The organism is Pedobacter sp. ASV12, from assembly GCF_016429155.1.
In the GTDB taxonomy this organism is placed as follows: Bacteria; Bacteroidota; Bacteroidia; order Sphingobacteriales; family Sphingobacteriaceae; genus Pedobacter.
Window position 1 is genome coordinate 18460 of sequence record NZ_JAELUC010000006.1, and the last position, 25750, is coordinate 44209.

Consider the following 25750-nt stretch of genomic DNA (forward strand, 5'->3'; position numbering starts at 1 on the left):
CAACCATTTAACCTCATGAAACCGAAAAAGATCTTATTGTGTCTGGCCATTTTGGCTTGTAACATTGCACTTGCCCAACAGCCTGTTGCCCAATTGTTTAAAATACCAGCTAACAAAGGCTATGTAGAGCCTTTTAGCCCAGGCAGGCCAGGCGTTTCTGTACCTGTTGGCTACCCCGAAAGCAAAGGCATCGTGGCTAACTGGCGCGATAAAAACAAAAGCGTGGTATGGTACCTGTATCAAAAACCGGGAAGCTATGAGCTTTCTTTCAACCACACGGTTGAACAGGGCAAAAACCTGCAATTCGAATTGAAGGTAAGCGCCACCTATGCCAATAGCGGCTTTAAGGGCTTTACCAAAAAAATAACCTTTAAAGGTACAGGCCAGGCCGATAGTTTGTTTGCCACGAAAGTTGATGTGCCGCAAACAGGCTATTTCAGGTATGAACTGAAACCGATTTCAGATCCAGAATCGGCCATTAAAATAGCAACATTGACTTTCAAGTCGTTAAAACCGAGCGGACAAGTGAACCAAACCGACTATCAATCGTCGCCTTCGGTGCACCTATCGTTTAGTACAACCGACCAGACAACCAAGGCCTATAACTGGATTTACGAAGAGATCTTGGTGCCTGAGGGCGGCGATCCTTTGGCTACCTATTACATGAGCCTCGGGTTTTTTAGAGGTTATATGGGCATTCAAACCAATAGCGAAACCGAACGCAGGGTGCTGTTTTCGGTTTGGGATAGCAAGGATGCAGAGCATGATAAAACCATTACCCAACACGATTATGTTTCGTTGGTTGACAAGGGCGAGGCCACTACCGTAAACAGTTTTGGGGGCGAGGGTACCGGTGGCCAATCGTACGTGAAAACCGCCAATTGGCAAACCGGGAAGCCGGTTAAGTTCTTGATGAACATCAGCAGGCAGGCCAATAATTCGGTGGTGCTTTCGGCTTGGTACAAACTGGAGGGGCAAGACTGGCAATATGTAGCTTCGTGGCGTGCTCCCAAAGAGCAACGCTTGTTCGATGGCTTTTATTCGTTTATCGAAAACTATGGTTATACCAATGGACAGGTGCGTAGGGAAGCTTACTATTACAACGCCTGGGGCAAGGAAGAGGCAACCGGCAAATGGGTAAACTTTAACAAAGTGAGGTTTTCGAATACCGATGGCAAGGAAGGGCAGCGGGTAGATTTTGAACAAGGCGTTTCGCCAAAATATCCAGATCGTTTTTACATGGCATCTGGCGGCTATACGCCTACGCTAAAAACTGCCAATCAAATTCCGCTGTCAGTAAGTAAGATGAACCTTGATTTAAAGCCTTTTGAAGACAGGATTGCTTTGGCCTTAAAAAACGAAGACCAAAATAAAGACAAGCTGAAAAAAAGCAAATAGCGTATTTAACCTCTGATTTGCAGAAATATATTTAAGGCGGCTTCGCTAAAAATCTGTTAATGTGCGCCCAGTGCTTTCAGTGGCCCATAGGCGCTATTTCGTTGTTTTTGCCAGTTCGATCCCAAAAGTTTTGCTTGTATCCACGTCAGTTAATTTTGCATTTTAAAGATATACCACTGCTCAAATTAATTATATTTGGGTTAACCGGATATTCAAAATCAAGATGAAAAAATTTTTAATCGTTTGTTTTCTCCTTTTTACGGTAAGCGTTGCCTGTAAAAAAGAAAATGTTGGAGGCGATAAGCTTTGTGCCTGCTCATTATTAGCTGCTCCAACTTTGCAATTGGCTGTCAAAGGCGCAGAAGGAAAGGATTTGCTCAATACCACGGTAAGTGGTTCTTATAGCGAAGGCCAAATCCAGCTGTATCAAAAAGACAATGTTGGAAACATGAAGCAGATCCAGTTTAGGATTAGAGAGCCTTTTAATGCTGGCAACGAAAAGTTTGGCTATTATCAGATCGAATCTGCTCAGGTCATTTCTTTGGCAAGCCAAAATGCCAATCAGGTCTTTTACCTGAAACTGGGAAACAGAGCACCGTTAGAAATCAGCATGACCATACAGCAAGACAAAAGAATGATTGGCAAATTGTTGATTGACAAGCAAGAAGTGCCTGTAGTTAGCGATTATATTGCCAAGTTTGCCAACGTATATGCCATCAGTTTGTAGACCAACGCAAAAAGCATAAAAAAAGCACCGAATTTTCGGCGCTTTTTTGTTATTCGAAATACTCTTTCATTTTATCGAAAAAGCTTTTATCGTTTTTGCCGGGCTGTGGCTTAAAGTTTGGAGATTCGCGCAGTTTTTCTAGCAGGGCTCTTTCTTCGCTGCTTAGCGCTTTTGGAGTCCAGATGTTCACATGGATAATCTCATCGCCACGGTGGTAAGAATTCACTTCAGGAATACCCTTGCCCTTTAAACGCAACAGTTTGCCGCTTTGGGTTCCAGGATCAATCTTAATTTTGGCTTTGCCATCAATGGTTGGCACTTCCACGCTGGCACCTATGGCCGCATCGATAATGCTGACATGCAAATCATAAACAATGTTGTTGCCTTCGCGTTTAAGCGTTTCGTGTGGCAGTTCTTCGATCAGGATGATTAAATCGCCCGGAATGCCGCCGTTTGGCGCAGCGTTTCCTTTGCCAGCCATGCTCAGTTGCATACCTTCGCTTACGCCAGCCGGAATGTTGATGGTAATGGTTTCTTCGCCACGTACAGTACCTTCGCCATGGCAGGCATTACATTTGGCCGTAATTTGTTGGCCGCTGCCATGACAGGTAGGGCAGGTTGCTGTGGTTTGCATCTGGCCCAAAATGGTATTGGTTACCCTGCGCACTGCACCGCTGCCGCCACAGGTTTTACAAGTGCTTACCGACGATTTGTCTTTAGCCCCCGTGCCATCACAGGTTTTACAGGTAATCTGTTTGTTAACCTTGATCTTTTTCTCTGCACCGTTGGCAATTTCTTCTAAGGTTAATTTAACCTTGATGCGCAGGTTGCTTCCTTTAGCTACCCTGCGACCCCCACGCGATTGGCCACCGCCACCGCCAAAAAAGCTATCGAAAGGGCTGCCGCCACCACCGAAAATATCGCCAAACTGGCTAAAAATATCTTCCATGTTCATGCCGCCTCCGCCAAAGCCACCCGCCGCGCCACCAACGCCTGCATGGCCATATTGGTCGTAACGCTGCTTTTTCTCTGGACTGCTTAATACTTCGTAAGCTTCTGCTGCTTCCTTGAATTTTTCTTCTGCCGATTTGTCGTCGGGGTTTTTATCAGGGTGATACTTGATAGCCAATTTGCGGTAGGCTTTTTTAATTTCCTCCGCCGAAGCGCCTTTGGCTACGCCAAGTATGTCGTAATAATCTCTCTTGCTCATTGCTTTAATGATGGAATTTTGGATGATTGTACTTTGAATGGTTATTTAATCCATGCACATACTCATGCTAAAATTCACTAATTTATATTATGCTCCTACTACTACTTTGGCGAAGCGGATTACTTTATCGTTTAGGGTATAACCTTTTTCCAGTTCGTCAACCACCTTGCCTTTTAAATCGTCGCTAGGGGCAGGAATATTGGTAATGGCTTCGTGTTTGTCTGTATCGAAAACGGTGTGAATGCTTTCTATTTCCTTTAAGCCTTTTTGACTCAAAATACTTTTAAGCTTGGCTTGTACCAACAAAATGCCTTCGCGAATGGCGCTTACTTCTGTAGCGTTTTCGGTGGCTTTGATAGCACGCTCAAAGTCGTCTAATACAGGGAGCAAGGAAACTACTACGTCTTTTCCTGCAGTTTGCAACAACTCTATGCGTTCTTTTTGGGTACGGCGCTTATAATTGTCGAATTCGGCAAACAGACGAAGGTATTTATCGTTAAGGGCAGCATTTTCCTGTTGCAGTTTTTCTTCTGCAGAAAGTGCTGCAACCGGTTCTGTCACTTTATCCTCGGTTTGTGTTTCACCCGCCTGCGTATCTTGAACTTCTTGTTCCGCCTGATTTTCAGTAATCGGTTCTTCTTCCTTTTTCTTCTTATTAAACATGTTGTCTACTCGTGTTTTTGTGTTCGAACTCAAAAGTTTTGCCAATCATAAAAAAACAGCCATGCTGTCAGTTTTAATTGCTTGCTACCGAACAGAATGGCTGAAATCTAATTTTTTGTCAGCATTGCACTAGGCAATCTGGGCATCTTCGTGTACAATTCCGTTTTCGCACTTGATGATGCGCGAAGGAAAGGTACGGATGATATGATAGTCGTGGGTGGCCATTAAAACCGCGGTGCCGCTTTGGCTGATCTGTTTCAATAGCAATACGATTTCTTCTGAAGTATCGGGGTCTAAGTTGCCCGTTGGCTCGTCAGCCAATATAATTTCCGGATTGTTGAGCAAGGCACGTGCAATAACCACGCGCTGCTGTTCGCCACCCGAAAGCTCGTGAGGCATTTTCTTGATTTTAGAACGCAGGCCTACTTTTTCCAATACATCTTTAATGCGCTCGTTGATAAGGTTTTTGTCGTTCCAGCCGGTAGCTTTCAATACAAAATCCAAATTTTGTTCGATGGTTCTATCGCTCAATAGCTGAAAATCCTGAAAAACAATGCCCAGTTTCCTGCGTAAAAAAGGCACTTCCTTATCGGTCAGGTTTTTAAGGTTGAAGCCGGCTACGCTGCCGTTGCCATTGCCGATATGCAAGTCGCCGTAAATGATTTTTAGCAAGCTGCTTTTTCCAGAACCGGTTTGGCCAATCAGGAAAACAAATTCGCCTTTGGCTATATCGAGGTTAACATTGGATAAAACCAGGTGCTTTTGCTGAAAAACGTCTACGTTCTGTAAGTTGATTACTGCGCTTTGTGTCATGTTCAGATATCTAATTTGGTAACCTGTCCGAAGGGAAGGTCGTTAATAACGTTCATAATTTCGTCGAGCTTATCGCCAAACCCCAGTTTCTCTAAAGATTTATCGGGCCTGTCTACCCTGAAGTAGGCCAAGAGCGTAAATTTTTCGTCCCTTAGCTGCACGTAATCAGGTATTTTGGCGATGCCTTTTACTTTAATGATATACATTTGCCCAAAAATAACATTTCTAGCCGAAAAACGAGGCACGAAAGCAACATGATTTCATTCTTCCTACCTCACCAGCATTACCCAGCCGCTAATGGCTTTTAACTCGGGTTCTAACTGAATGAGGTAATAATAAACGCCCACCGGAACGGCTTTGCCCTTGTATTTGCCATCCCAAGGCTGACTGGTGTTGCCGGTAGCTTGATAAACGGTTTCGCCCGAGCGGTTCATAACCTTGATGATGACATTGGGATAGGGGCCAAGGGGAGCAATTTTCCATACATCGTTTTGTCCATCGCCATTCGTACTAAAAGTATTCGGTACGTTAAGGTTTTCATAAACCTTTACCAAAACTTCGTCTTCGCTGCTGGCACAACCACCGCTATTTTCTACGTGCAGGGTGTAGGTCATGTCTTGTGGTGGCGTAGCTATCGGGTTGAGCTTGTTGGGGTCGTCCAGGTAATCGCTTGGTGTCCAGTAATATTTGGTGTAAGGGCCTGTGGCTTTGCCGTCGAGCTGTATGGGGTTGTCTTTGAGCACCCTCTTGTCTTCGCCGGCTGAGGCGGTTACTTTTTTGATTACGTTGATGGTAATAGGCAAAGTGGCCTCACAAGCGCCGTTGGCTACAGTTACCTGATAAGTTGTGGTTTCGGTTGGCGAAGCCGTAGGGTTGGGAATATCGGTCGCAGAAAGCCCATCAGCTGGCAACCAGGTATAAGTGGTGCCACCAGCTGCGGTTAAAACCGTTTGGTCGCCTTCGCAAATGGTATTCGAGCTTGCTGTTACGCTTGCTACCGGAGGATCGTTAACTGTAACCACCGTGGTAGCCGTACTTTTGCAGCCACCTTCGTTACTAACCACTACGGTATAGGTGCCTTCCATGTTGTGCGAGGCGTTGTTAATGACAGGGTTTTGCTGGGTAGAAGTAAAATTATTGGGGCCAGTCCACAAATAACTGGTGCCTGCCTCAACTTTTAGCACAATAGGTTGGCCCAGGCATACCTTGTTGCTGGGGTAACTGGTTACTGTAGTGGGCGAAACTACGCTCAGGGTAATAGGCGCAGAGACGACCCTGCAATTTATACTGCTGATGTTATTGCCGTCGGCAACTGCCAACCGGTACTGATAATTGTTTTTAGTAGCATTATTGAAGTTAACTTGGTACTGGCTGCCTGTTGCTCCGGCAATGTCGGTCCAGGTACCGTTAATCAGCTGCTGCCATTGGTAGTTCAGCTGATTAAATCCCGTACCAATATTGGCCGAAAGCAAAAAACTCTTGGTATCGCCCTCGCAGGCGTAGGTAAGCTGACTGGTAACGCCATTGATGGTAGGGTTTACCGTTGGGCCACAAGGCCTAAAAGTAATGTCGTCCAATGCAATATCGTTTCCAACCCCGCCAGGTCCGTTATTGATCATTTTAAGTACAATGGCCGCATTGCTGGTGGTGGTAAAGGTCATGGCATACTGCTTCCAGGTGGGCTGGGCCGTTTCCAGGATATCGCCGGTATTGTAGCTTTTAAGTATGATGCCAGTGGTAGTTTCGATGGTAAAGGTGACATTGGGCTTGTTGCCAGAATAATTCAGGATGTTGATGATCCAGGCAGCAAATTCGTAGGTAGTGCCGGGGCAAAGTCCCGAAATGGTCGACTGGTAAAAGATACCTGGCGTAGTTGAGGCATTAACCACCATCATATAACCATTGGGGTCATTAGGGGTATGGTTATTAATTTGAAACCAACCGTTGCCCGGGCTATTGTGCATGCCGTTGGTGCTTTGTGCAATGGTGTATTGTCCATCGTTGGGGGTGCCAGCCATATAGGTGTAATTGGTAAGCGTACCGCTTAATTGTGGTCCGAAGGCATCTGTACCTCTTCCAAAATCAATATTGATAACCGGATCGCCCAATGAGCCCGTACAAACCTGGGCCTTTAATCCGGCAATGGAAAAAAGCAACGCAAACAAAGACCAAAGCAAACTTCTAATCGCTTTCAAATGAGCATTTGGGGATAAAGTGCCTACAAAATAGCGATAAATTTATAGGCTACAAAGCCTGCAGGAAATCAATTGTATTTACATTGTCGGCATAGTCCCAAAGCTTTGGGTTTTGGCTTTGGCCAAAGGCTACGGGCGCATAATTTAAAGGCATATCTACATGCGATACTACGCATTGAATCTGTTCTTCCTTTTGCTTCAGCTGCTCAGCCAGTTTGGCCGCGTCTTCATAGCTTTCGTAAAAAAGAACGGCCAAAGGCGAGGTCAATGCTTCATCTTCCTTTACCAACAAAAAACCATTGTCGAGGTGCTTCACCAAATTTACGAGGTAAACTGATTTGTTGTAATCGTAGTTGTTGTTGTATTTAAAATGGTTGATAATGTCGCTGTAGGACTCGATGGCCTCAAACAAATGATCCATCTTGTAATGTTTAGGGACGTAAATTTTAGAAACATTTCTGCATCCCATGCCGAAATAGTCGAAAATATCGTGGCCCAGGCTTTGCAGTTCGGCTTCGCTTTCTTTGCCGCTCAGTACAGCCACGCTGTTTCTGTTTTTGCGGATGATATTGGGTACATTTCCGAAATAGAATTCAAAATAACGGGAGGTATTGTTGCTGCCCGTGGCAATAATGGCGTCGAAATCCTGCAACCTTTCTGCAAAAATAATCCGGTCGTTCAGCGCAGGCACTAGTTCGGTCAGTTTTTGAAGTAGGGCAGGCAATAATTTATCGTCAGACGACGACATTTTAATCAAGGCGATATTTCCGGTTGCCAACACGCAAAGCACATCATGAAAGCCTACCAAAGGGATGTTTCCGGCTAAAATCAGTCCCACTTTTTTAGGGTTGGTGCTGAGGCTGATCGGTTCCATCCATATTTGCAAATCTTTGGTATTGAGCATCTTGCTTAGAGATGAAAGTGCTTTTTTTACCTCTTGTTCGGTAAACCAGGCATTATGCCTGCTTGCCGCTTGGATAGCCGCTTCGAACGTTTGGCCGGGATTGGCCATCCATTCGCCGAGTTTTTCAAAGGCACGAATAAGGCTTTCTTTGCTAAGTGATGACATATTTAGAATTATTATAAATGATTATGTGTTATATTTGCACTGCAAAGTTAAGCTTAGCAATAGATATAGACGAAGACATGGCAATTAAAATAACAGACGAGTGTATTAATTGTGGCGCATGTGAGCCAGAATGCCCAAATAATGCAATTTACGATGCAGGCACGGCCTGGAGATTTTCGGATGGTACCAATTTAGATGGCATCATCGATTTTGGTGACCAGCAGATTGATGCTGGCGCTTCGCAGGAAGCTCTTTCTGACGAGGTTTATTATATTGTTTCTGACAAATGTACAGAGTGTAAAGGTTTTCACGATGAGCCACAATGTGCAGCGGTTTGTCCGGTAGATTGTTGTGTTGACGATGAAGATGTCCGCGAAACTGAAGAAGAATTATTGGCCAAAAAAGCCTGGTTGCACCAAGAAGGCTAAATCAAGCTTAAAAATAAATAGAGGCACGCGGTAATCGGGTCCCTTTTTTTATGGCTAATGGTTTGGTTTTCAATGAGTTATACCTCGCTACGATTAGGTACCACCAGTACCGGGCAAGGTGCCTTTCTGGCCACATGTTCGGCCACGCTGCCCATAAAAAAATGATAGAGGCCGGTTCGGCCATGCGTACCGATTACAATCAGGTCGGCACCCCATTCTTCAGCCTGTTTTAAAATCCCGTGGCTGGCCGTGTCTAAACTGGTGAGATAAGTGGTTTTAACGTTATTGCTGAATTTTTTTTCGATTTCCTTGAGCAGCTCTTGGCTGTTTTCTTCGCTGTTGTCGTACATTTCCATAAAAACCGGGGCCAAGGTAAAGTCGGGGTTAGCTGTAGCCGGAGCTGGTTCGATAATGTTGAGCAATGCAATTTCGGCATCGAATTTACTGGCCATCTCATAGCCCGTTTTGGCTGCTTTTTCAGAACAAGTACTGTTGTCAACAGCAATGAGGATTTTTTTGTAGTTCATGATTTCAGCATTTGGGTTTTGTTTGTTAAAAATAACAATTTTTGGCCATAAAAGTTTGACAATGCAGTTTTTAACTTATTTTAGGGCTCGCATTTAAAGCATGGAAAATTACCAAATTTGCAGGGTTGCCATCGCGCCACTCAGAAAAGAACCGTCAGACCGTAGTGAAATCGTATCGCAGTTGTTATTTGGCGATCGGGTCAAAGTAATTGAACAGACCGAAAAATGGTGGTTGGTCCAGAATTTTGACGACGATTACCAAGGCTGGATGGATTTTAAGCAGCTGACCAGACTTGGCGAGGCGCAATATTTAGATAAGCGTTCCTATACCTACTTGGCACCAGCGGCGGTAAACAATACCCTGATTGCGGCCAATGGAAGTGCTTATTACGTGCCAGCAGGCTGTACATTGCCATTTTATGCAGACGGTTTTTGCTTTTTGGGTGAAGAAAAATTCGAATTAAAGTTCGATGCCTGGATGCCAAGTCGTCAAACCATTGCCAGCGAACTCGAAGCAACGGCAAAATTCTTCGAAAATGCGCCTTATTTATGGGGCGGCAGAACCTTGTTTGGCATCGATTGTTCGGGTTTTGTGCAAACTGTTTTCAGGCTTCATGGCCTACAGCTAAAACGAGATGCTTCGCAGCAGGCAGAGCAGGGCGAGCTGGTCGATTTCCTATCAGGTGCAACCGTTGGCGATTTGGCTTTTTTTGATAATGAAGCAGGCCAAATTACCCATGTGGGCATGATGCTGGGCAACGACAAAATTATCCATGCGGCAGGTAAGGTGCGTATCGATCCGATAGACGACCAAGGTATTTTTAACCCCGAGCAGGGGCGTTATACGCACAAACTGCGAATCGTCAAAAGATTTTTTTAGCGTTTAATTTGCGAAATTTACCGATTAAAAAATCTTAGGTCGTCTTAGCTTCTTGTTGCAGGCGCATGTGTTTTTTTTTAGGTTCAACCCGCTAATCAGCTAAACACCCAGTTCCTTCATCAGTTCCTCTAGTTTGGTTTTAAGCTCGGCAAGTTCGGTTTCTACTTTGGCTAAACGTTCTTCCAATTCGCTATTCGATCTGCCTGAAGGTTCTTCTGCATTGATGTATTCTTCTTCAAAAGTTTCAATGTCGCCGGCAAACAAATGCATGTAGCGTTGCTCTTTTTGTCCGGGTCGGCGTGGCAACTGCTTGATGTAGGGCGGTTCTTCGTTGGCCAGTTTTTCTAAAACGCTTTGTACCTCTTCCAAAGTTTCGAATTCGTATAGCCTGCCCGAATTGGTGTTGATTTCGCCGGGGGGTTGCGGGCCGCGTAAAAATAGGAGACACATAACCGCCACTTCGGCTGGAACCAAAGGATAAACAATGGCAAAATTATGCTTGTATTTGATGTTTCTGATTGATCCTCCGGTAGCCGTGGCAATCAGTCCGGCGATTTTTAGAGAATTGAGTGCTGTTACAATGGTCGACTCATCATATTGCACCACCGGCTTTCGCGAGGTTTTTTGGTTGCAGGCAGCGGCCAAACCGTTTAGGGTCATCGGGTAATAATCTGGCGTTGTTTTGCATTTTTCCATCAAGGCGCCAAGCACCCTGATCTGTTCGGCATTGAGTATAGGTAGCGATTTTGGTGTGTACATGGCTAAATATAGGGCAATTCGGCAAAATATTTAAGAAACTGCATAAAATTTGATCGTCCGATATGGAATCGCAGTGCAAAAAGTATCTTGTAATAAACCCCCATTTATGAAGATACGCTTACTTTTTTTGTTTCTTTTCTTTCTTTCCAGCTTCGTTGCGGCACAGTCTAGGCTAAATAATAGTCGCCAGATAGGACTTTACACCTACATCTATAAATTAACCGATAAGGAAATGTTCAGTTTGGCAGGAGAAGGTAAATCGGTTATCAACGATGGTTTTTTGCATACGCTGATCGATAGCTTCAAAATCGATAAAAAATACGAAGACAAGCTTTCTTATGGTAATTATCTTTATGTAAGCCCCATAAAAAATAAGCTGAATTATAGTCTGGTCGACAAGCGCAATGCAAACCTGGTCATTGTCAATAATCAATATAACCTGCAGTTTTATATAACAGACCTCAAAGGTAATCTAGTATCTGATGCCAAGGTAGAGCTGGCCAATGGGCAAAAGGTAGTCTATAATCGGCAGACGCATCTTTATCAGTGTAGCTATAGCAAAAAAAGTCAGGTGGTTAAGGTAAGCTATCAGGGCGTGAGTAATTTTTTTAGCTTCGAAATCAATAACCCACGCGAAGATTGGCCCTTTTTTAGGAAAATTGCCTATTCTTTTCCAATCAGATACATTTGGCAACCCTTTAAAAACTTGTTCAAAAAGAAATACAGATACCGGAAAGAAGAACTGCACTATCAGGGCTATATGGTTTTTAGCAAACCTAAATACAAACCCTTAGATACGGTTAAGTTTAAGGCCTATGTAGTGGATGCCAAAGGCGGAGCCATCAAAAACATAGCGGCTGATGTGCTCCTTTATGGCCAAGGCCGAGAAAGAAAGATGGGTACGATTAACCCTTATCGTGAAGGGGGCTATGATTTTAGCTTTGTACTGACCGATAGCCTGCAGTTGGTGTTGGATAGGGATTACATCATCGATTTGGTAGCCAACAACGGCAAAAAAAGCAAACTTGTGCGCTCGAACTTTAGGTATGAAGACTACGAGCTCAAATCATTGGATTTTAAGGTAAGAACCGACAAAACCGTACATCAAATAGGCTCGCCGCTTGCTGTTTTTATGAAGGCAACCGACGAAAACGAATTGGCTGTGCCTGATGGTCGCGTAGAAATAGTGGCCGTTACCAGCAGGGTTAGCGGTTATTTCGATCAGAAAGTATTTGTTCCAGATACGCTTTGGAAGAAGGAAATGAGGCTTGATCCGGTTGGCGAAACCAAATTGATATTACCCGACAGTATTTTTCCAAAGGCAACTATCGATTTTAGGTTAGCAATTGTTTTGCGAAACAGCAACAACGAAGTGCGAAGACAGGAGCAATCGCTTTCCTATAGATACCAAAAAGAACAAAAACTGCAAGAAATTAAAGGAACTCTGCAAAAAGACAGCCTGCTGATTGCCTACAGGGAAAACGATCAGCAGCTGCCACAACAGGCCAGCATAGTTGCTTATGCGGCATCGGGTGTACAGCTCGATTCGATGCAGCTAGCCTTGCCTGCTGCCTTAAAAGCCAATTACCATGCCGAATACTATAAAGTGAAGCTGTTGAACGGCTTTAGCGATTCGATTTATCTTCGCAATTTTTCGCCTACGCTGAACATTGGTGCGCTGCAGACCAAAGACTCGTTAAAAGTGCTGGTCAATAATGAAAACAAAGTGCCTTTTTGGTACACCATCTTTTCTGGCGACCGTATTTTGTTGCAAGGCTATGCCAACCGGCTGGATACTGCCTTGAAGCATGGCACCAGCAAGGCTGCGCATATCCGCATCAATTACTTTTGGAACGAGCAAGAAAAAAGCCAAGAAGTAAGTGCCGCTTATAGTCCAAATTACCTTAACGTCAAATTTATGGCGCCACCTGTAGTTTATCCGGGACAAAATGTAAAAATGCTGGTTAAAGTTACCGACATTGACAATAAGCCAGTGGCTGGTGCCGATGTTACTGCACAGGCTTTTACTGCTAAGTTTGGAAATGTTTCCTCTCCCTCGTTGCCCAATTTCTCAAAGCGTTATTTTGCCCGAAAAAGGAAAAGTTTATTGGAAATAGAAGAAGTAAGCGCCAATGGTGCGCTTCAGATGGATTGGCCAAAATGGGGCAGGGCTTTGGGCTTGGATACCATTGAATATTACAAATTCATCCACCCTAGAGAAATCTACACCTATGTGGAGCAAATCAAAGGCGAATTGGCGCAGTTAGCTCCTTTTGTAATCGAAAAAGGCAACATTGATCCGGTAAGCATTGTGTATATAGACGAAGTACCTGTGTATTTTAGTCAGGCAGAACAATTGCAACGCTACGCTTTTGTAGTAAAGCCAGGCGTACACTCCATCAGGATGCGTACAGCTACCAAAATGATTTACCTGCGCGAGGTAGAAGTAGCCAAGGGAAGCAAAAAAGTGATTAGCGTGGAAGCCAATGTAGCCAATACCAAGGCGGAGGTAACGCTGCAGAAAAATGTATTGACACCAGACGAGGCTTCGTATTTGGAGCGGTTCATGATCAAAATCACCGATAATTTCCAGTCGGAGAAAACGCAGCTCCGGGCAGATACCACATGGGTTTTGTTAAATCCTCCACCCATGGTTTCGCGTTCGAAAGAGCTATTGGTTGGGCCGTTTAAAGAAAATATCCTCGGCTTTGAAACCAAAGATTTTTCACACAATTTTATTAAGGAACCAGGCTATACCTATACTTTTTTGCCAGGATTGATCAAGCAAAAATCCTACGAAAGCCTACAGGTACCCAATTATGTAAAACGCGTATACAATCAACCGAAAAAACCGGCAGTACCTGTATCTTCTTCAGCCGTGGCTTTAGCCAATGTAGCCCAAAATGGTAACGATAATTTTAGCCAATATGCCTTAAAAAAAGGCGAAATCGATAGCATTTGGAACGAATACCTGAATTTGAGAAGCTATACAACTTTATTGTTCAGTAATGAAAGAACCACGAACAAGATGAAGGGAAGTTTGGTCATCGCCATAGATACAGCCTTTAAAAATAGATTGCCGTATATCAAAAACATCGTGGTCTATAAAAATAACCAACCCGATTTTATTCATATTTACCCTGGTAATACCACTGTTTTTCCCTATTTCGACGAAGGAAGCTACCGGATGCTGTTCTTGCTCAAAGATAATCGCTATTTCATGGCCGACGATGTTAATATTAAGGCTAATGGACAGAACTACCATGAGTGGAAAACTTTTAAGATTATGGCAGCCGATCGGTTGAGCAAAGAGCTTGATGCTTATATCAAAGCGGCCAAAAGCGGTGCTTACAATGCCATCGACGATAAAGTGCTTTACAATTACAACAGTATCAATATTGGCAAAAGCCTGCTCGTTAACCAGATGTATGGAAAAGTGATTGCCGCAAGCGACCAGTTGGCTTTGCCTGGAGCCTCGGTTAGGGTAGTTGGATTTGAACAAGGTACCGTAACAGGTGCCGATGGGCAGTTCAGCATCGCTGTTCCGGCAAACGGAAAGATCATTATTGCAGCCTTAGGTTTCGCAAGCAAGGAAATACCTATAACCAATGGAAACATCGGAACTATTGCACTTGAGGATAGTAAAAACCAGTTGAATGAGGTTGTGGTAACGGGCTATGGCTACTCGGCCAAGCGCAGTTTAGCGATGGCATCAACTACGCTTGCTGCCAATGAGCTATCAGGACGTGTGGCAGGACTTAGCTTAAACAGTGATCAGGTGCGTTTGGTATTGAGGGGAAACAGAAGCTTGCCCGATAATAACAAAGCCATGGTGGTGCTCGATGGGGTGGTAGTGCCTTATGAAATGATCAGCAAGCTGAGCCCCGAAGAAATAGACAACCTGAGCATGCTTAGCGGTAACGATGCAACTGCCATTTATGGAGCTATGGCGGCCAATGGCGTCATTTTGATTAAAACCAAAAAAGGAAATACAGCACTTGCCGAAACGGGAGAGCTGGTGGCGCAGCAACAGACCATGCGTCACAATTTCTCAGATGTTGGCTTTTGGCAGCCCCAATTGTTTACCGACGAAAATGGAAATGCCAGCTTTAGCGTTAAGTTTCCAGACGATATTACCAATTGGAAAACCAGGGTAATTGCCATGAACGGCAATAAACAGAGTGGTTATGTCGAAACAGCTATCAAATCATTTAAAACATTAAGCGCCAATTTTGTTTCGCCTTTGTTTGCCGTTAATGGCGATAGCATTAGGGTGCTGGGCAAACTGATGAATTATACGCCCTTGGAAGAAAAAATGAACCGCAGGTTTGTCTATAACGGAAAAGAGCTGCTCAATGGAGAAGTAGGTTTTAAAAATGCCCACATTGATACGATGGCTATTGCGGTATATGGAAAAGACAGCTTGAGCTTTGAATACACATTGAAACAAAGCAATGGTTATTTTGATGGAGAAACCAGGAAAGTGCCTGTGGTTGAGGCAGGTGTAAAAGAAACCAAAGGTTATTTTGCTGCTTTCTTGCGCGATACAACCGTTAATTATGAATTTGATAAGAAACTGGGCAATATTACCCTAAAGGCTGAAGCTTCAGTTTTTCCGTCGTTGCTCGATGAAATGACCAAGCTGCGCAACTATGAATACCTCTGCAATGAGCAGTTGGCCTCCAAACTCAAAGCCCTGCTCCTCGAAAAGAAAGTAAGAAAATACCTCGATGAGCCTTTTACGCACGAAAAAGACATTGCATTTATTCTTAAAAAGCTTAGGCAGAACAGAAGACCCGAAGGCACTTGGGGCTGGTGGACAAACAGCAGCGAAGAAATGTGGATCAGTCTGCACGTTGTAGAAGCCCTATTAATGGCCGAAAAGGACGGCTATCCAATTGTGCTCGACAAAAAAGTGCTTTACGCCTATTTGGTTAATAAACTGGCTGTAAATGCAGACCTGAGCCAATTGCCAACAGTGAAACTGCTTTATCTGCTGGATAATAAGAACTATATTAAAGATTGGGTATTGGCCATTGCAAAAGCCAAAACAACCGAAAAGCCATCGCTGTACAGCAACCTGCAGCTGATGCACCTCAAGCAAATGGCCGGTTTGCAGGCAAATGTCGATTCGTTGCTGTTGCTGAAGAAACAAACCATGTTTGGCAATTTTTATTGGGGCGAAGAAAATCATCGTTTCTGGAACAACAGCATCCAGAATACCTTGTTGGCCTACCAGATTTTGAAGGCCGATGGTGGCCATACCAACGAACTCGAGAAAATACAGCTTTACTTTTTAGAGCAACGTAAAAACGGACAATGGCGCAACACCTACGAATCGTCACTAATTTTAGAAACCATATTGCCCGAAATGCTTGCCACAAATCCAAAAGGAACACCGGCTAGCATAACCATCGGCCAAGAAACCGTTAGCACTTTTCCTTTTAGCAAAACGCTTGGCAATGCAAGCGGGTTTAGCTTGACAAAAAAAGGAGGAACGCCTATATATTTTACGGCTTATCAACAATTCCAAAATCCTAAACCCGAAAAATTGGGCAAGGATTTTACAGTGAGTTCAACTTTTATGCAAAAAGGAGCCAAGGTAAAACAGCTCAAAGCCGGAACTTTGGCTACGCTCAGCGTAGAAGTAGAGGTAAGGGCCGATGCGGATTATGTGATGATTGAAATCCCTATTCCTGCAGGCTGTTCTTACGAAAACAAATTACAGTCGTTTTGGGGCGTTGAAACACACCGCGAATATTTTAGGGAAAAAACGGCAATCTTCTGTACTAAGCTCAAACAGGGCAAGTATACTTTTAACATCGACCTGATGCCACGCTATTCGGGTAGTTATGTGCTTAATCCGGCAAAGGCCGAAATGATGTATTTTCCAGTATTCTTTGGTAGGGAAGGGATGAAAAAGGTTGGAATAAATTAATTGAGCTTATGGAAACTATACTAAATGCATCCTATTAAGAATTAATGCTTATGTCGCCACTTAAAATTTCTATACCCGAGCCCTGCACCCAAAACTGGGCAAGTATGAGCCCAGCCGAAAAGGGGCGCTATTGCAACTCATGTGAGAAAGAGGTCGTCGATTTTAGAAATTGGACAAGCGAAGAACTGAAAGATTGGTTCTTCAATGATAAAGGAACAACATGTGGCTTGTTTTTTCAGGAACAAATCACTGTGGGTAGTCCGCCTGTCAAAAAATCGCGCTGGAGCTTGGTCAAAGGTGTATTTGTAGCCTCTTGTCTTACCTTATTTGCTAGCTCAAAAGCGTATTCAAAACAAGCATTAGCAACCGTATATGAAGAAAACAAAGCATCCAAATCTAATTTTACAGTTAAAGATTCAGAAACAGATACTTTAGTGACGATTAGTGGGCGAGTGAAAGATTTTAATGATAAAATAGATTTGCTAAATGTAAAAGTGTGGACATTAAGCGGGCAAAAAACAGTGACCGATGCTTATGGAAGATTCTGCTTAGAGGCCAAAGTTAAAAAAGAAGGCAAAGTTGTGTTGTTTTTCGATTATGTAGGATATCGAACCAAAGAACTTGTTTTAAATCCTGGAGAAACTGAAAACCTGAAAATAGAGTTGGGTATGCCCGAAGAGCAAAAAAGACTGGTTTTAGGCGGAGCTGTATTGATCCAGGTGAAAAAACCTTCTTTTCCCAAACGCGTCTGGAACTTTATCAAAAGGCCGTTTGTTAAACATCATTGAAGTCCCAAACCATAATTTTTTTATCATCGCCGGTAGAGATCAGGTGTTCACCGGTTTTTGACCAGATGATCTTATTGATGGAGTGCGTATGGCCAATGCCCACTTTGTCGATATTGAGGATTTTATAGAGCTTAAAGTTTTCGGCATCCCAAAGCTTGATGCTCTTGTCTTGGCTTCCTGTGGCAAAATAAGGAAGCTTAGGGTGGAAAATGATATCGTAAATGGCAAACAGATGGGCTGGAATGGTTTGTTTCAGTTCGTAATCGGGTAGGCTCCAAATGCGCAGCTGGGCATCGCGGCCACCGGTAATCAGGTATTTTCCCTCAGGGTGATAAGCCAATGAAGTAGCTGGTAGGGTATGGCCATCCAATTCGTGCTTCGGACTGTAATCGGCCAAATTATAAATGCGGATGAAGCCGTCTTTGCAGGCAAAAGCCACTTCGGTTTCGTTGGGCGAAATGGCGATGGCCCGGACGGTTTCTTTAGCCACCTGAACGCGGTAAATTTCCTTCAAATCGGCCAGCGACCATACGGCAACCGTGCCATCTTCGCCGGCTGTAAGCAATTCGTTTTTGCTTTTTACGGTTTGGATGTTGAAAATAGGCTTGGTATGGGCATTGATTCGCGCCACAACTTCCTGCTTTACAAAATCGAATACACTAAAAGCACCACTCCGTTCGCCAATAAACAGCTGGTCGTTGTAATAGTGTAGGCAGTAAACCGAACTCTGAACCGGCAATTTAACCATGATGAAAGCCAATTTTTCAAGCGACCATTCTACCACGCCTTTATCATTGCCTGCGCTAAAAAATAGGCCTTCCTTGCCCGAATTGGCTAAAGCATATACCGGATTTTGGTGGCCTGAAAGCGTGCGGAGGTGTTTGAGCATATAGGGTATTGCGATTATAGATTAGTTGCTATATATCTTTGGGAATCCTTTTTCGACGCTGAATTCGTCAAGCTGGATTTCGCTTAATAAATTATATACCGAGAGCCATTCACTGGCTTTAATGGCGATTGTACTTTGAAACACAGTTTCTCGGAGCTTGGTTTCTTTTTGATAAGAGCCAAACCATAGTTTCACATCCTCTTCGGTTTGGGTTTCGTCAACGGGCCATGCTTCTATCAAGCTGTACTTTTCCGTTTTAAGTTTGGTTTTCCAAAGGCCATATGAATGCTGATAGGATACGTGGGTAACATTAACTATGATGATCTCCTCTCCAAAAATATTCCAGATCAGGTATTTTCCTAGGCTAAAAAAATAAATAAGCGGCAATAAAAAAATAAGTGGAGCGGGACCGTCTTTTTGCATCGAAATGGCCAACCACAGTAGCGTCACAAATGCGCCTAAATTGAAAAGTGTAAACAATACCTTCACATAGCGATTCGTAGAGACCGAGCTCCTGATGTATACGTTAAAAATATCAGCGTTGATTACAGTCATTTGAGTTTTGATGGAATAAAGTATAAGGCGAAAGTATAGGGGCTGAGGCCTTTCGCGTTTTGCTTTAGTCTTTACGCGCTACTTATGTCTCTTTTCCAGGTTAAGCCCGATGTCTGCGAGTGTTTTTCCTTTGGCTTTTAGTAAAACCAGGAGATGAAATACCAGGTCGGAGGCCTCGTTTATGAAATCTTCGTCGGTTTCGTTTAAGGCGGCGATAACCGTTTCTACACCCTCTTCGCCAACTTTTTGGGCAATTTTGTTAAGGCCTTTTTGGCGAAGCTTGTTTACATAAGATTCGGCGCTTGGGTTTTCAAAACGGTCTTTGATGATGTTTTCCAGCTCGAAAATAAAGTTCTGGTTGTAGGCGGTATTGAAACAGCTGCGGGTTCCGGTGTGGCAGGTTGGCCCAACCGGACTTGCCTTAATCAGCAAGGTGTCTTGATCGCAATCGGAAGCAATGGATTTGACGAAAAGAAAATTGCCACTCTCTTCGCCCTTGGTCCACAAACGGTTTTTGCTGCGCGAAAAGAAAGTAACCTTGCCTTCGGCCTGTGTTTTGGCTAAAGCTTCGGCATTCATGTAGCCCAGCATCAGCACTTCTAAAGTTTGCTCATCCTGGATCACTACAGGGATTAATCCATTTGTTTTTCCCCAGTCGAGGGAAGTTATGTTGTCTGTCATTTTGTTTGTCGTTTCGAGGTATGAGGCCATCTTCACAATCTAGGCTTATAACCTTACCGGAATATCGTGTTTTTTTAATTCTTGTTTAAGATCTGGGATCAAAATCTCTCCGTAATGAAAAACCGAAGCCGCCAAGGCTGCATCTACGCCCGCTTGTTGAAAAACCGTTGTAAAGTGCTCGATTTTTCCGGCGCCACCCGAGGCAATGATGGGGATGTTGATCATTTTGTTGATTTTGTCCAACAAATCGCAGTCGAAGCCTTGCTTGGTGCCATCGTGGTCCATCGAAGTTAGTAGGATTTCGCCAGCGCCCAAATTCTCCGCTCTTTTAATCCAGTCTTCGGTTTCGAGTTCGGTCATTAACCGGCCTCCATTTAAGTGCACGCGGTTTTTGCCGTCGATGTGTTTGGTGTCTACCGCCAAAACTACAAACTGAACGCCAAAGGCCTTGGCCAAATCTTCAATCAGCTGGGGGTTGCGCACGGCGGCCGAATTGATGCTGATTTTATCGGCGCCAGCATTGAGCAAGGCCTCCGCATCGGCAATTTCGCTGATGCCACCACCAATGGTAAAGGGGATGTTCAGTTGCCTAGCCACGGCTTTTACCATTTCGATCATGGTTTTGCGCCTTTCGTGGGTTGCGGTAATGTCTAGGAAAACCAGTTCATCAGCACCTTGCTGGGCATATTGCGCGGCCAGTTCAACGGGGTCGCCCGCATCGCGCAGGTCTACGAAGTTGACTCCCTTTACGGTACGTCCATCCTTTACATCAAGACAGGGGATTATTCTTTTGGATAAGCCGCCACTTGTTAGAGGGAGTTTTGTTGATTGCTTAATCAAAATATTGTTGTTTAATGGAAGGTTTTATCCTTTTTCCGATACCAAGGCCTGTTAAAATTAGTCCAATTAGGATAGTAGGAAGCCATAAAAAGAAAGCATATTGACCTGTAACAGACATCAGCTGGGTACAATTTCCTTGATAAGTAAACATATAGGCTCCCCAAAAGAACATTGCAATACCCAAAAGCGCGATAAATATTCCTATTGTTAGCAGATTGATGAACTTCATAAAGGCGTAAAATTAGATTGCTTCTTTTCTTTCGATGACATTTAGATAGAACTAAGTGCTTTTAGGTTCCACTCCTTGATTTCTTCGATGCTGATATGGCCTTCGTAAATGGCTTTGCCCACCACCACGCTCCTGATGTCGAGCTGGGCCAGTTCCTTAATGTCGTCCATCGAACTTACGCCACCCGAAGCAATCAACTTAATGAAAGGGGAGTGGTCGAGCAGTTTTCTGTATAAATCGATGGCCGTGCCGCCTAGCTTGCCATCTTTGTTGATGTCGGTGCACAAAAACCTGAAAAAGCCCAATTGCAGACACTTGTCTACGTAATCCATCAATTTGATTGGCGAGCTTTCCATCCAGCCAGAATATTTGATGATTTCGTCCAGTACGTCGATAGCAATGACAATGCGGTTGGCATAATCGTCTTTTTTGGCAAAAGCAGCGCTTAGATTTGGCAGGAAATCGGGATTGCTTACGGCTTGCGTGCCCACAATGACCCGGTGTATGCCTGCATCCAACAAATTGGTAACCTGTTCAATGGTTCTGATGCCGCCGCCATATTGTACGCGCATTTCGGTTTTTTTGATGATGCTGAACAGGGTTTGCTGGTTGCTGAAATCGCCTTTTGCACCATTTAGATCGATGATGTGGATGAAATCTGTACCGTTTGAACGGTAACGTTCGATCATTTCTTCGATAGAGACATCGTATTCTGTTTTCTGATTATAGTCGCCTTCGCGCAAGCGGACAACTTTTCCGTCTAAAATATCGATTGCTGGGATAATGTACATGCTAGGATCTTAAATTTGAGAAATTTTTTAATAGGCGTTCTCCGGCTTCGCCCGATTTTTCGGGGTGAAACTGAACACCAAAGAAATTGTCTTTTTGTATAGCTGCCGAAAATTTGTTTCCATAATTTACAGAGGCGATATCAAAAATAGGGTTATATTCAATAAAATAAGAATGTACAAAGTAAAACTGTGTTCCACTAGGAACATTCTCAAATAATAAATTGTTTTTAAAATCTACCGTATTCCAACCCATGTGCGGAATTTTGATACCCAAGTTTTTGTCGAAAAGCTTGGTTTCCAAAGGCACGATGTCGAGTAGTTTGGCATCCCCTTCTTCAGAATGTGCGGTAAGTAGTTGCATGCCTACGCAAATGCCAAGCACGGGTTTTCGTAATGCTTTAATCGCTTTGACCATGCCGGTTTGCTCGAGTTTGTGCATGGCCGTGCCCGCATGGCCTACTCCCGGGATGATGATATGCGTGTACTGGGCTAAATCTGCTTCGCTATTAACCATGCCGTAGGCAATTTGTTGCCGTTCTAAGGCTGCGGTAAGCGAGAAGATGTTGCCTGCTCCATAGTTGATTATTCCGATCATTGTTTCAGTTGTCAGTTATTAGTTATCTGTTTTCCAGTTGGGGATCATGAATTCAAACCCCACAACTGTCAACTCATAACTACAATACGCCTTTAGTGCTTGGTAAGACCATTTTTTCGGCATCGCGTTTAATGGCCATTTTAATTGCCTTGGCAAAAGCCTTAAAAATAGCCTCTATTTTATGGTGCTCGTTATCGCCTTCGGCCTTAATGTTCAAATTGCATTTGGCGGCATCGCTGAAAGATTTGAAAAAATGGAAGAACATTTCCGTTGGCATGTCGCCCACTTTTTCGCGTTTAAAATCAGCTTCCCAAACCATCCAGCTGCGCCCGCCAAAATCAATGGCCACCTGGGCCAGGCAATCGTCCATCGGCAAACAGAATCCATAACGTTCAATTCCCAATTTATTGCCAATGGCCTTTGCAAAAGCCTCACCCAGTGCAATTCCGGTGTCTTCAATGGTGTGGTGCTCGTCAATATGCAGGTCGCCTTTGGCACTAATTTCGAGGTCCATGCCTCCGTGGCGGGCAATTTGATCTAACATGTGGTCGAAAAAGTGCAACCCGGTATGGATGTTTGCCTTTCCGGTGCCATCTAAATCAAGCTCAATGTTGATGTCGGTTTCGTTGGTTTTGCGTTGGTGGCTTACTTTTCTTGCCCCAGCCCTTAAAAAGGTATAGATGTCTTCCCAGTTTTTGGTTTCCAGGGCAATCACATCAGCCAAGCTTTCCAGTTTGTCCATTCCTTCGTTGGCACCCAAGGCATCGTTTTGGCGCAAGTAAATAGCTTTAGCGCCCAGGTTTTTGGCCAACAATACATCATTGAGCCTATCGCCGATGACGTAAGAGTTTGCGAGGTCGTAATCGCCAGTCAGGTATTTGCCCAACAAAGCCGTGCCTGGCTTACGGGTAGGGGCGTTGTCTCTGGCAAAGGTGCGGTCGATGACCACGTCGCTAAACACTACGCCTTCGCCTGCAAAAGTGTTGATCAGGAAATTATGCACCGGCCAGAAATTCTCTTCCGGATGGGACGAAGTGCCCAAACCGTCCTGGTTGGTAACCATTACCAGTTCGAAATCGAGTTCATGGGCAATTTTAGCCAGGTAATACAGCGATTTTGGGTAAAACTGCAACTTGGCAAAGCTGTCTACCTGTTCATCTTCAGGCTCCAGGGCCAAAGTGCCGTCGCGGTCTATAAATAATACGTTTTTCATAGTTCAATTTAATTTTGAATGATGGCGTGATAGAATGATTGAATGACTGAATGACTGAATGACTGAATGATTGAACGACTGAATGGTGGTCGAATGTATACATGCAATTATTCATGCATTCAAAATTCACTCACTCTTTCATTCATTCATTTTTCTCAATAAATCTATTAATTGATCGTTTTCCGAGGCGGTGCCGATGGTGATCCTTAAGCAGCCTTCGCAAAGCGTAACCTTGGAACGGTCGCGCACAATAACCCCTTGATCTACCAACTTGTTGTAAACATCAACGGCATTCGCTATTTCGGCCAGTATAAAATTGGCATCCGATGGGTAGACTTTTTTCACCATCGGTATTTTAGCCAGTTCGGCACTCAGTCTTTCCCTTTCGGCAACGGTAATTTTAATCCATTCGTTCACCTGCTGGATATTTTCCAAAGCGGCCAAAGCCAAATCCTGGGTAGCCTGGTTGATGTTGTAGGGCGGTTTTACCTTGTTCAGGATGTCGATAACCGGACGCGACGAAAAGGCCATGCCCAAACGCAAGGCGGCCAGGCCCCAAGCTTTAGAAAAAGTTTGCAAGACCACCAGGTTTACGTATTCGGTCAGTTCCTGGATAAATGTTTTTTGCTTGGCAAAGTTGATGTAGGCCTCGTCAATCACCACCAAGCCTTTAAAGTTGGCTAAAATGGTTTCGATATCGGTTCTATTAAGCGAATTGCCGGTAGGGTTGTTAGGCGAGCAGATGAAGATCATTTTGGTATTGGCATCGATGGTTTCTGCAATCTTCTCCAAATCGAGCTGGAAGTTAGGGAGCAAGTTTACCTTTCTTACCTCTACATCGTTAATGTTGGCCGATACTTCGTACATGCCATAGGTTGGAGGCAGGATAATGACATTGTCCTTGCCAGGATTGCAAAAAGCCCTGAACAACAAGTCGATGGCCTCGTCGCTGCCATTGCCCAAAAAAGTGTTTTCTATCGGAACGCCTTTGATTTTGCTGATGGCTTCCTTCAGATCCAGTTGCAAAGGGTCGGGGTAACGGTTGTAGTTGGCCGGTAGGGGCGAACCAAAACTGTTTTCGTTGGCATCTAAAAATACGCTGGCCTGGCCCTTAAATTCGTCCCTGGCTGTAGAGTAGGGGCGAAGTGTTTTTATGTTTTCTCGTTGTAAGTCTTTAATGTCCATTTTTTGTTGGAGTTAACTGCGAAGCAAAGGTTTCGCAAGCACAAAAGTTGATGTTTATGGATTCTTAATTTTTTCTAACCTGATGGTAACGGCGTTTTTATGGGCCTGCAGGCCTTCGGCTTCGGCCAGGCTTTCTACCGTTTGGCCGATGTTAGCCAAGCCTTGTTGGCTCAGGTGCTGGAAAGTGATTTTTTTGAGGAAAGTATCGACCGAAACACCGGAAAAAGCTTTGGCAAAACCGCTTGTTGGCAAGGTGTGATTAGTGCCTGAGGCATAATCGCCTGCACTTTCGGGTGTTAGGTTGCCCAAAAATACCGAACCTGCATTAACGATTAATGGAATCAGCGCTTCGAAGTTTTCTGTGGCCAAAATCAGGTGCTCCGGTGCGTAGGCATTGCTAAAAGCCATGGCTTCCTCCAAGGTCTCTGCAAGAACTGCATAGGAATTGGCGATGGCTTGTGTGGCAATATCCCGACGAGGCAAATCGGCCAGCTGCTGTTCGATGGCGATTAACGTTGCATTGATCAGGTCTTTCGAGGTGCTCACCAATATCGCCTGGCTATCGGGGCCATGCTCGGCCTGTGCCAGCAGATCGGCCGCCACAAAGCTGGAGTTGGCCGTTTCATCGGCAATCACCAAAACCTCCGATGGTCCGGCAGGCATGTCGATAGCCACTAGGTTTTGCAGTTGCTTTTTGGCTTCGGTTACATAGCGATTTCCAGGTCCGAAGATCTTGCTCACTTTGGGTATGCTCGCCGTGCCATAAGCCATGGCGGCCACGGCTTGCGCGCCTCCGGCCAAGTAGATTTTTTCAATGCCCAAGCGCATGGCCACATAGGCCAGATAGGTATTTACCTTGCCGTCGTTTTGTGGTGGCGAGCATACAATAATTTCGTGGCATCCGGCAATTTTTGCAGGGATGCCCAGCATTAAAAAAGTACTCGGCAATACTGCTGTTCCACCCGGAATATACAGACCAACACGCTCAATAGGGCGGGCTTCTCGCCAGCAGTTTACGCCAGGCATGGTTTCTATTTTGGCTTCGGTTTTGAGTTGGGCCTGGTGAAATTTGTAGATGTTTTGGTAAGCGACGTCAATGGCATTTTTTACCGGTTGGGGAATGGCTTTTGCCAAGGTATCGAGTTCCTCCTTACCGATGTAAAGTTGTTCCAGCTTTACTTTGTCGAATTGCGAAGCAAAGGCCTTCAGGGCATTATCACCTTCGTTTTTTACCGTAGCTATAATGTCTTTTACGCGTGTTTCGACCAACTGATCGTCGGCAATCTGCCTGGAACAAATTTCTTCTATTTTTTGTTGAGATAAATCTCTATAACTATAGATTTTCAATTTATTATGTTTTTGATTTAACTATTAGTT

24 protein-coding genes are annotated in these 25750 nt (G+C 44.3%); 6 read left to right on the forward strand and 18 right to left on the reverse strand.

The genetic code is table 11. From position 1 onward, the window contains the following. Positions 1 to 15: 15 nt before the first annotated feature. Both JHD69_RS03300 and JHD69_RS03305 read left to right on the forward strand, forming a co-directional pair. Positions 16 to 1398, forward strand: a complete 1383-nt coding sequence (locus JHD69_RS03300) for a DUF3472 domain-containing protein (RefSeq protein WP_199137398.1) — start codon at positions 16 to 18, stop codon at positions 1396 to 1398. 223 nt (positions 1399 to 1621) lie between these two features. Then, positions 1622 to 2125, forward strand: a complete 504-nt coding sequence (locus JHD69_RS03305; RefSeq protein ID WP_199137400.1) for a hypothetical protein — start codon at positions 1622 to 1624, stop codon at positions 2123 to 2125. A gap of 49 nt (positions 2126 to 2174) precedes the next feature. Here the strand turns inward: JHD69_RS03305 and dnaJ are convergent, their stop codons facing one another. From dnaJ to JHD69_RS03335, 6 genes are all read right to left on the reverse strand, one after another. After that, complete coding sequence (gene dnaJ, locus JHD69_RS03310; RefSeq protein WP_199137402.1) at positions 2175 to 3335, reverse strand: molecular chaperone DnaJ; 1161 nt, start codon at positions 3333 to 3335, stop codon at positions 2175 to 2177. 87 nt (positions 3336 to 3422) lie between these two features. After that, positions 3423 to 3998: a nucleotide exchange factor GrpE gene (locus JHD69_RS03315; RefSeq protein WP_199137404.1), complete on the reverse strand. Its 576-nt coding sequence runs from the start codon at positions 3996 to 3998 to the stop codon at positions 3423 to 3425. A 129-nt stretch (positions 3999 to 4127) separates the two neighbouring features. Next, positions 4128 to 4811, reverse strand: a complete 684-nt coding sequence (locus JHD69_RS03320) for a cell division ATP-binding protein FtsE (protein WP_199137406.1) — start codon at positions 4809 to 4811, stop codon at positions 4128 to 4130. Between the two features lie 2 nt (positions 4812 to 4813). After that, positions 4814 to 5017 carry a fructose-6-phosphate aldolase gene (locus JHD69_RS03325; protein ID WP_199137408.1) on the reverse strand — a complete coding sequence of 68 codons (204 nt, stop codon included), beginning with the start codon at positions 5015 to 5017 and terminating at the stop codon, positions 4814 to 4816. Between the two features lie 63 nt (positions 5018 to 5080). Beyond that, positions 5081 to 7006, reverse strand: coding sequence for a gliding motility-associated C-terminal domain-containing protein (locus JHD69_RS03330; protein WP_199137410.1), 1926 nt, complete (start codon positions 7004 to 7006; stop codon positions 5081 to 5083). 49 nt (positions 7007 to 7055) lie between these two features. Then, the gene (locus JHD69_RS03335; RefSeq protein ID WP_199137412.1) at positions 7056 to 8075 is read right to left on the reverse strand and encodes an acyl-CoA reductase; all 1020 of its coding nucleotides are present in this window, start codon (positions 8073 to 8075) and stop codon (positions 7056 to 7058) included. A gap of 77 nt (positions 8076 to 8152) precedes the next feature. On the opposite strand from JHD69_RS03335, the gene JHD69_RS03340 reads away from it, so the two are divergent. After that, positions 8153 to 8503 carry a 4Fe-4S dicluster domain-containing protein gene (locus tag JHD69_RS03340; protein ID WP_199137504.1) on the forward strand — a complete coding sequence of 117 codons (351 nt, stop codon included), beginning with the start codon at positions 8153 to 8155 and terminating at the stop codon, positions 8501 to 8503. A gap of 77 nt (positions 8504 to 8580) precedes the next feature. On the opposite strand, the gene JHD69_RS03345 is transcribed toward JHD69_RS03340, so the two are convergent. Next, positions 8581 to 9030 (reverse strand): universal stress protein, encoded by a 450-nt coding sequence (locus JHD69_RS03345; RefSeq protein WP_199137415.1) that lies wholly within the window; start codon positions 9028 to 9030, stop codon positions 8581 to 8583. A 100-nt stretch (positions 9031 to 9130) separates the two neighbouring features. On the opposite strand from JHD69_RS03345, the gene JHD69_RS03350 reads away from it, so the two are divergent. Next, positions 9131 to 9910 (forward strand): C40 family peptidase, encoded by a 780-nt coding sequence (locus JHD69_RS03350; protein WP_199137417.1) that lies wholly within the window; start codon positions 9131 to 9133, stop codon positions 9908 to 9910. 99 nt (positions 9911 to 10009) lie between these two features. Here the strand turns inward: JHD69_RS03350 and JHD69_RS03355 are convergent, their stop codons facing one another. Next, positions 10010 to 10669: a YceH family protein gene (locus JHD69_RS03355; protein WP_199137420.1), complete on the reverse strand. Its 660-nt coding sequence runs from the start codon at positions 10667 to 10669 to the stop codon at positions 10010 to 10012. A 106-nt stretch (positions 10670 to 10775) separates the two neighbouring features. Between JHD69_RS03355 and JHD69_RS03360 the strand changes: the two genes are divergently transcribed. Then, on the forward strand, positions 10776 to 16607 hold the full coding sequence (locus JHD69_RS03360) for a carboxypeptidase-like regulatory domain-containing protein (protein ID WP_199137422.1): 5832 nt from the start codon (positions 10776 to 10778) through the stop codon (positions 16605 to 16607). A gap of 104 nt (positions 16608 to 16711) precedes the next feature. Continuing rightward, positions 16712 to 17395 (forward strand): carboxypeptidase-like regulatory domain-containing protein, encoded by a 684-nt coding sequence (locus tag JHD69_RS03365; protein WP_199137423.1) that lies wholly within the window; start codon positions 16712 to 16714, stop codon positions 17393 to 17395. On the opposite strand, the gene JHD69_RS03370 is transcribed toward JHD69_RS03365, so the two are convergent. From JHD69_RS03370 to hisD, 10 genes are all read right to left on the reverse strand, one after another. Next, positions 17382 to 18284 carry a WD40 repeat domain-containing protein gene (locus JHD69_RS03370; RefSeq protein ID WP_199137424.1) on the reverse strand — a complete coding sequence of 301 codons (903 nt, stop codon included), beginning with the start codon at positions 18282 to 18284 and terminating at the stop codon, positions 17382 to 17384. The genes JHD69_RS03365 and JHD69_RS03370 overlap by 14 nt on opposite strands. 21 nt (positions 18285 to 18305) lie before the next feature. Then, complete coding sequence (locus JHD69_RS03375; protein WP_199137425.1) at positions 18306 to 18839, reverse strand: hypothetical protein; 534 nt, start codon at positions 18837 to 18839, stop codon at positions 18306 to 18308. Between the two features lie 78 nt (positions 18840 to 18917). Next, positions 18918 to 19520: a bifunctional phosphoribosyl-AMP cyclohydrolase/phosphoribosyl-ATP diphosphatase HisIE gene (hisIE, locus tag JHD69_RS03380; RefSeq protein WP_199137426.1), complete on the reverse strand. Its 603-nt coding sequence runs from the start codon at positions 19518 to 19520 to the stop codon at positions 18918 to 18920. A gap of 45 nt (positions 19521 to 19565) precedes the next feature. Next, positions 19566 to 20357: an imidazole glycerol phosphate synthase subunit HisF gene (gene hisF / locus JHD69_RS03385; RefSeq protein ID WP_199137506.1), complete on the reverse strand. Its 792-nt coding sequence runs from the start codon at positions 20355 to 20357 to the stop codon at positions 19566 to 19568. Next, positions 20353 to 20589 carry a hypothetical protein gene (locus JHD69_RS03390; RefSeq protein ID WP_199137427.1) on the reverse strand — a complete coding sequence of 79 codons (237 nt, stop codon included), beginning with the start codon at positions 20587 to 20589 and terminating at the stop codon, positions 20353 to 20355. The genes hisF and JHD69_RS03390 overlap by 5 nt, the downstream gene beginning before the upstream one ends. A gap of 41 nt (positions 20590 to 20630) precedes the next feature. After that, positions 20631 to 21380 (reverse strand): 1-(5-phosphoribosyl)-5-[(5-phosphoribosylamino)methylideneamino]imidazole-4-carboxamide isomerase, encoded by a 750-nt coding sequence (gene hisA / locus JHD69_RS03395; RefSeq protein ID WP_199137428.1) that lies wholly within the window; start codon positions 21378 to 21380, stop codon positions 20631 to 20633. A 1-nt stretch (position 21381) separates the two neighbouring features. Then, positions 21382 to 21975: an imidazole glycerol phosphate synthase subunit HisH gene (hisH, locus tag JHD69_RS03400; protein WP_199137429.1), complete on the reverse strand. Its 594-nt coding sequence runs from the start codon at positions 21973 to 21975 to the stop codon at positions 21382 to 21384. 79 nt (positions 21976 to 22054) lie between these two features. Beyond that, positions 22055 to 23188 (reverse strand): bifunctional histidinol-phosphatase/imidazoleglycerol-phosphate dehydratase HisB, encoded by a 1134-nt coding sequence (gene hisB / locus JHD69_RS03405; protein ID WP_199137430.1) that lies wholly within the window; start codon positions 23186 to 23188, stop codon positions 22055 to 22057. A gap of 138 nt (positions 23189 to 23326) precedes the next feature. Further along, positions 23327 to 24373: a histidinol-phosphate transaminase gene (hisC, locus tag JHD69_RS03410; RefSeq protein WP_199137431.1), complete on the reverse strand. Its 1047-nt coding sequence runs from the start codon at positions 24371 to 24373 to the stop codon at positions 23327 to 23329. Between the two features lie 54 nt (positions 24374 to 24427). After that, a complete protein-coding gene (gene hisD / locus JHD69_RS03415; protein ID WP_199137432.1) occupies positions 24428 to 25720 on the reverse strand; it encodes a histidinol dehydrogenase in 1293 nt (430 codons plus the stop codon). Between the last annotated feature and the right edge of the window lie 30 nt (positions 25721 to 25750).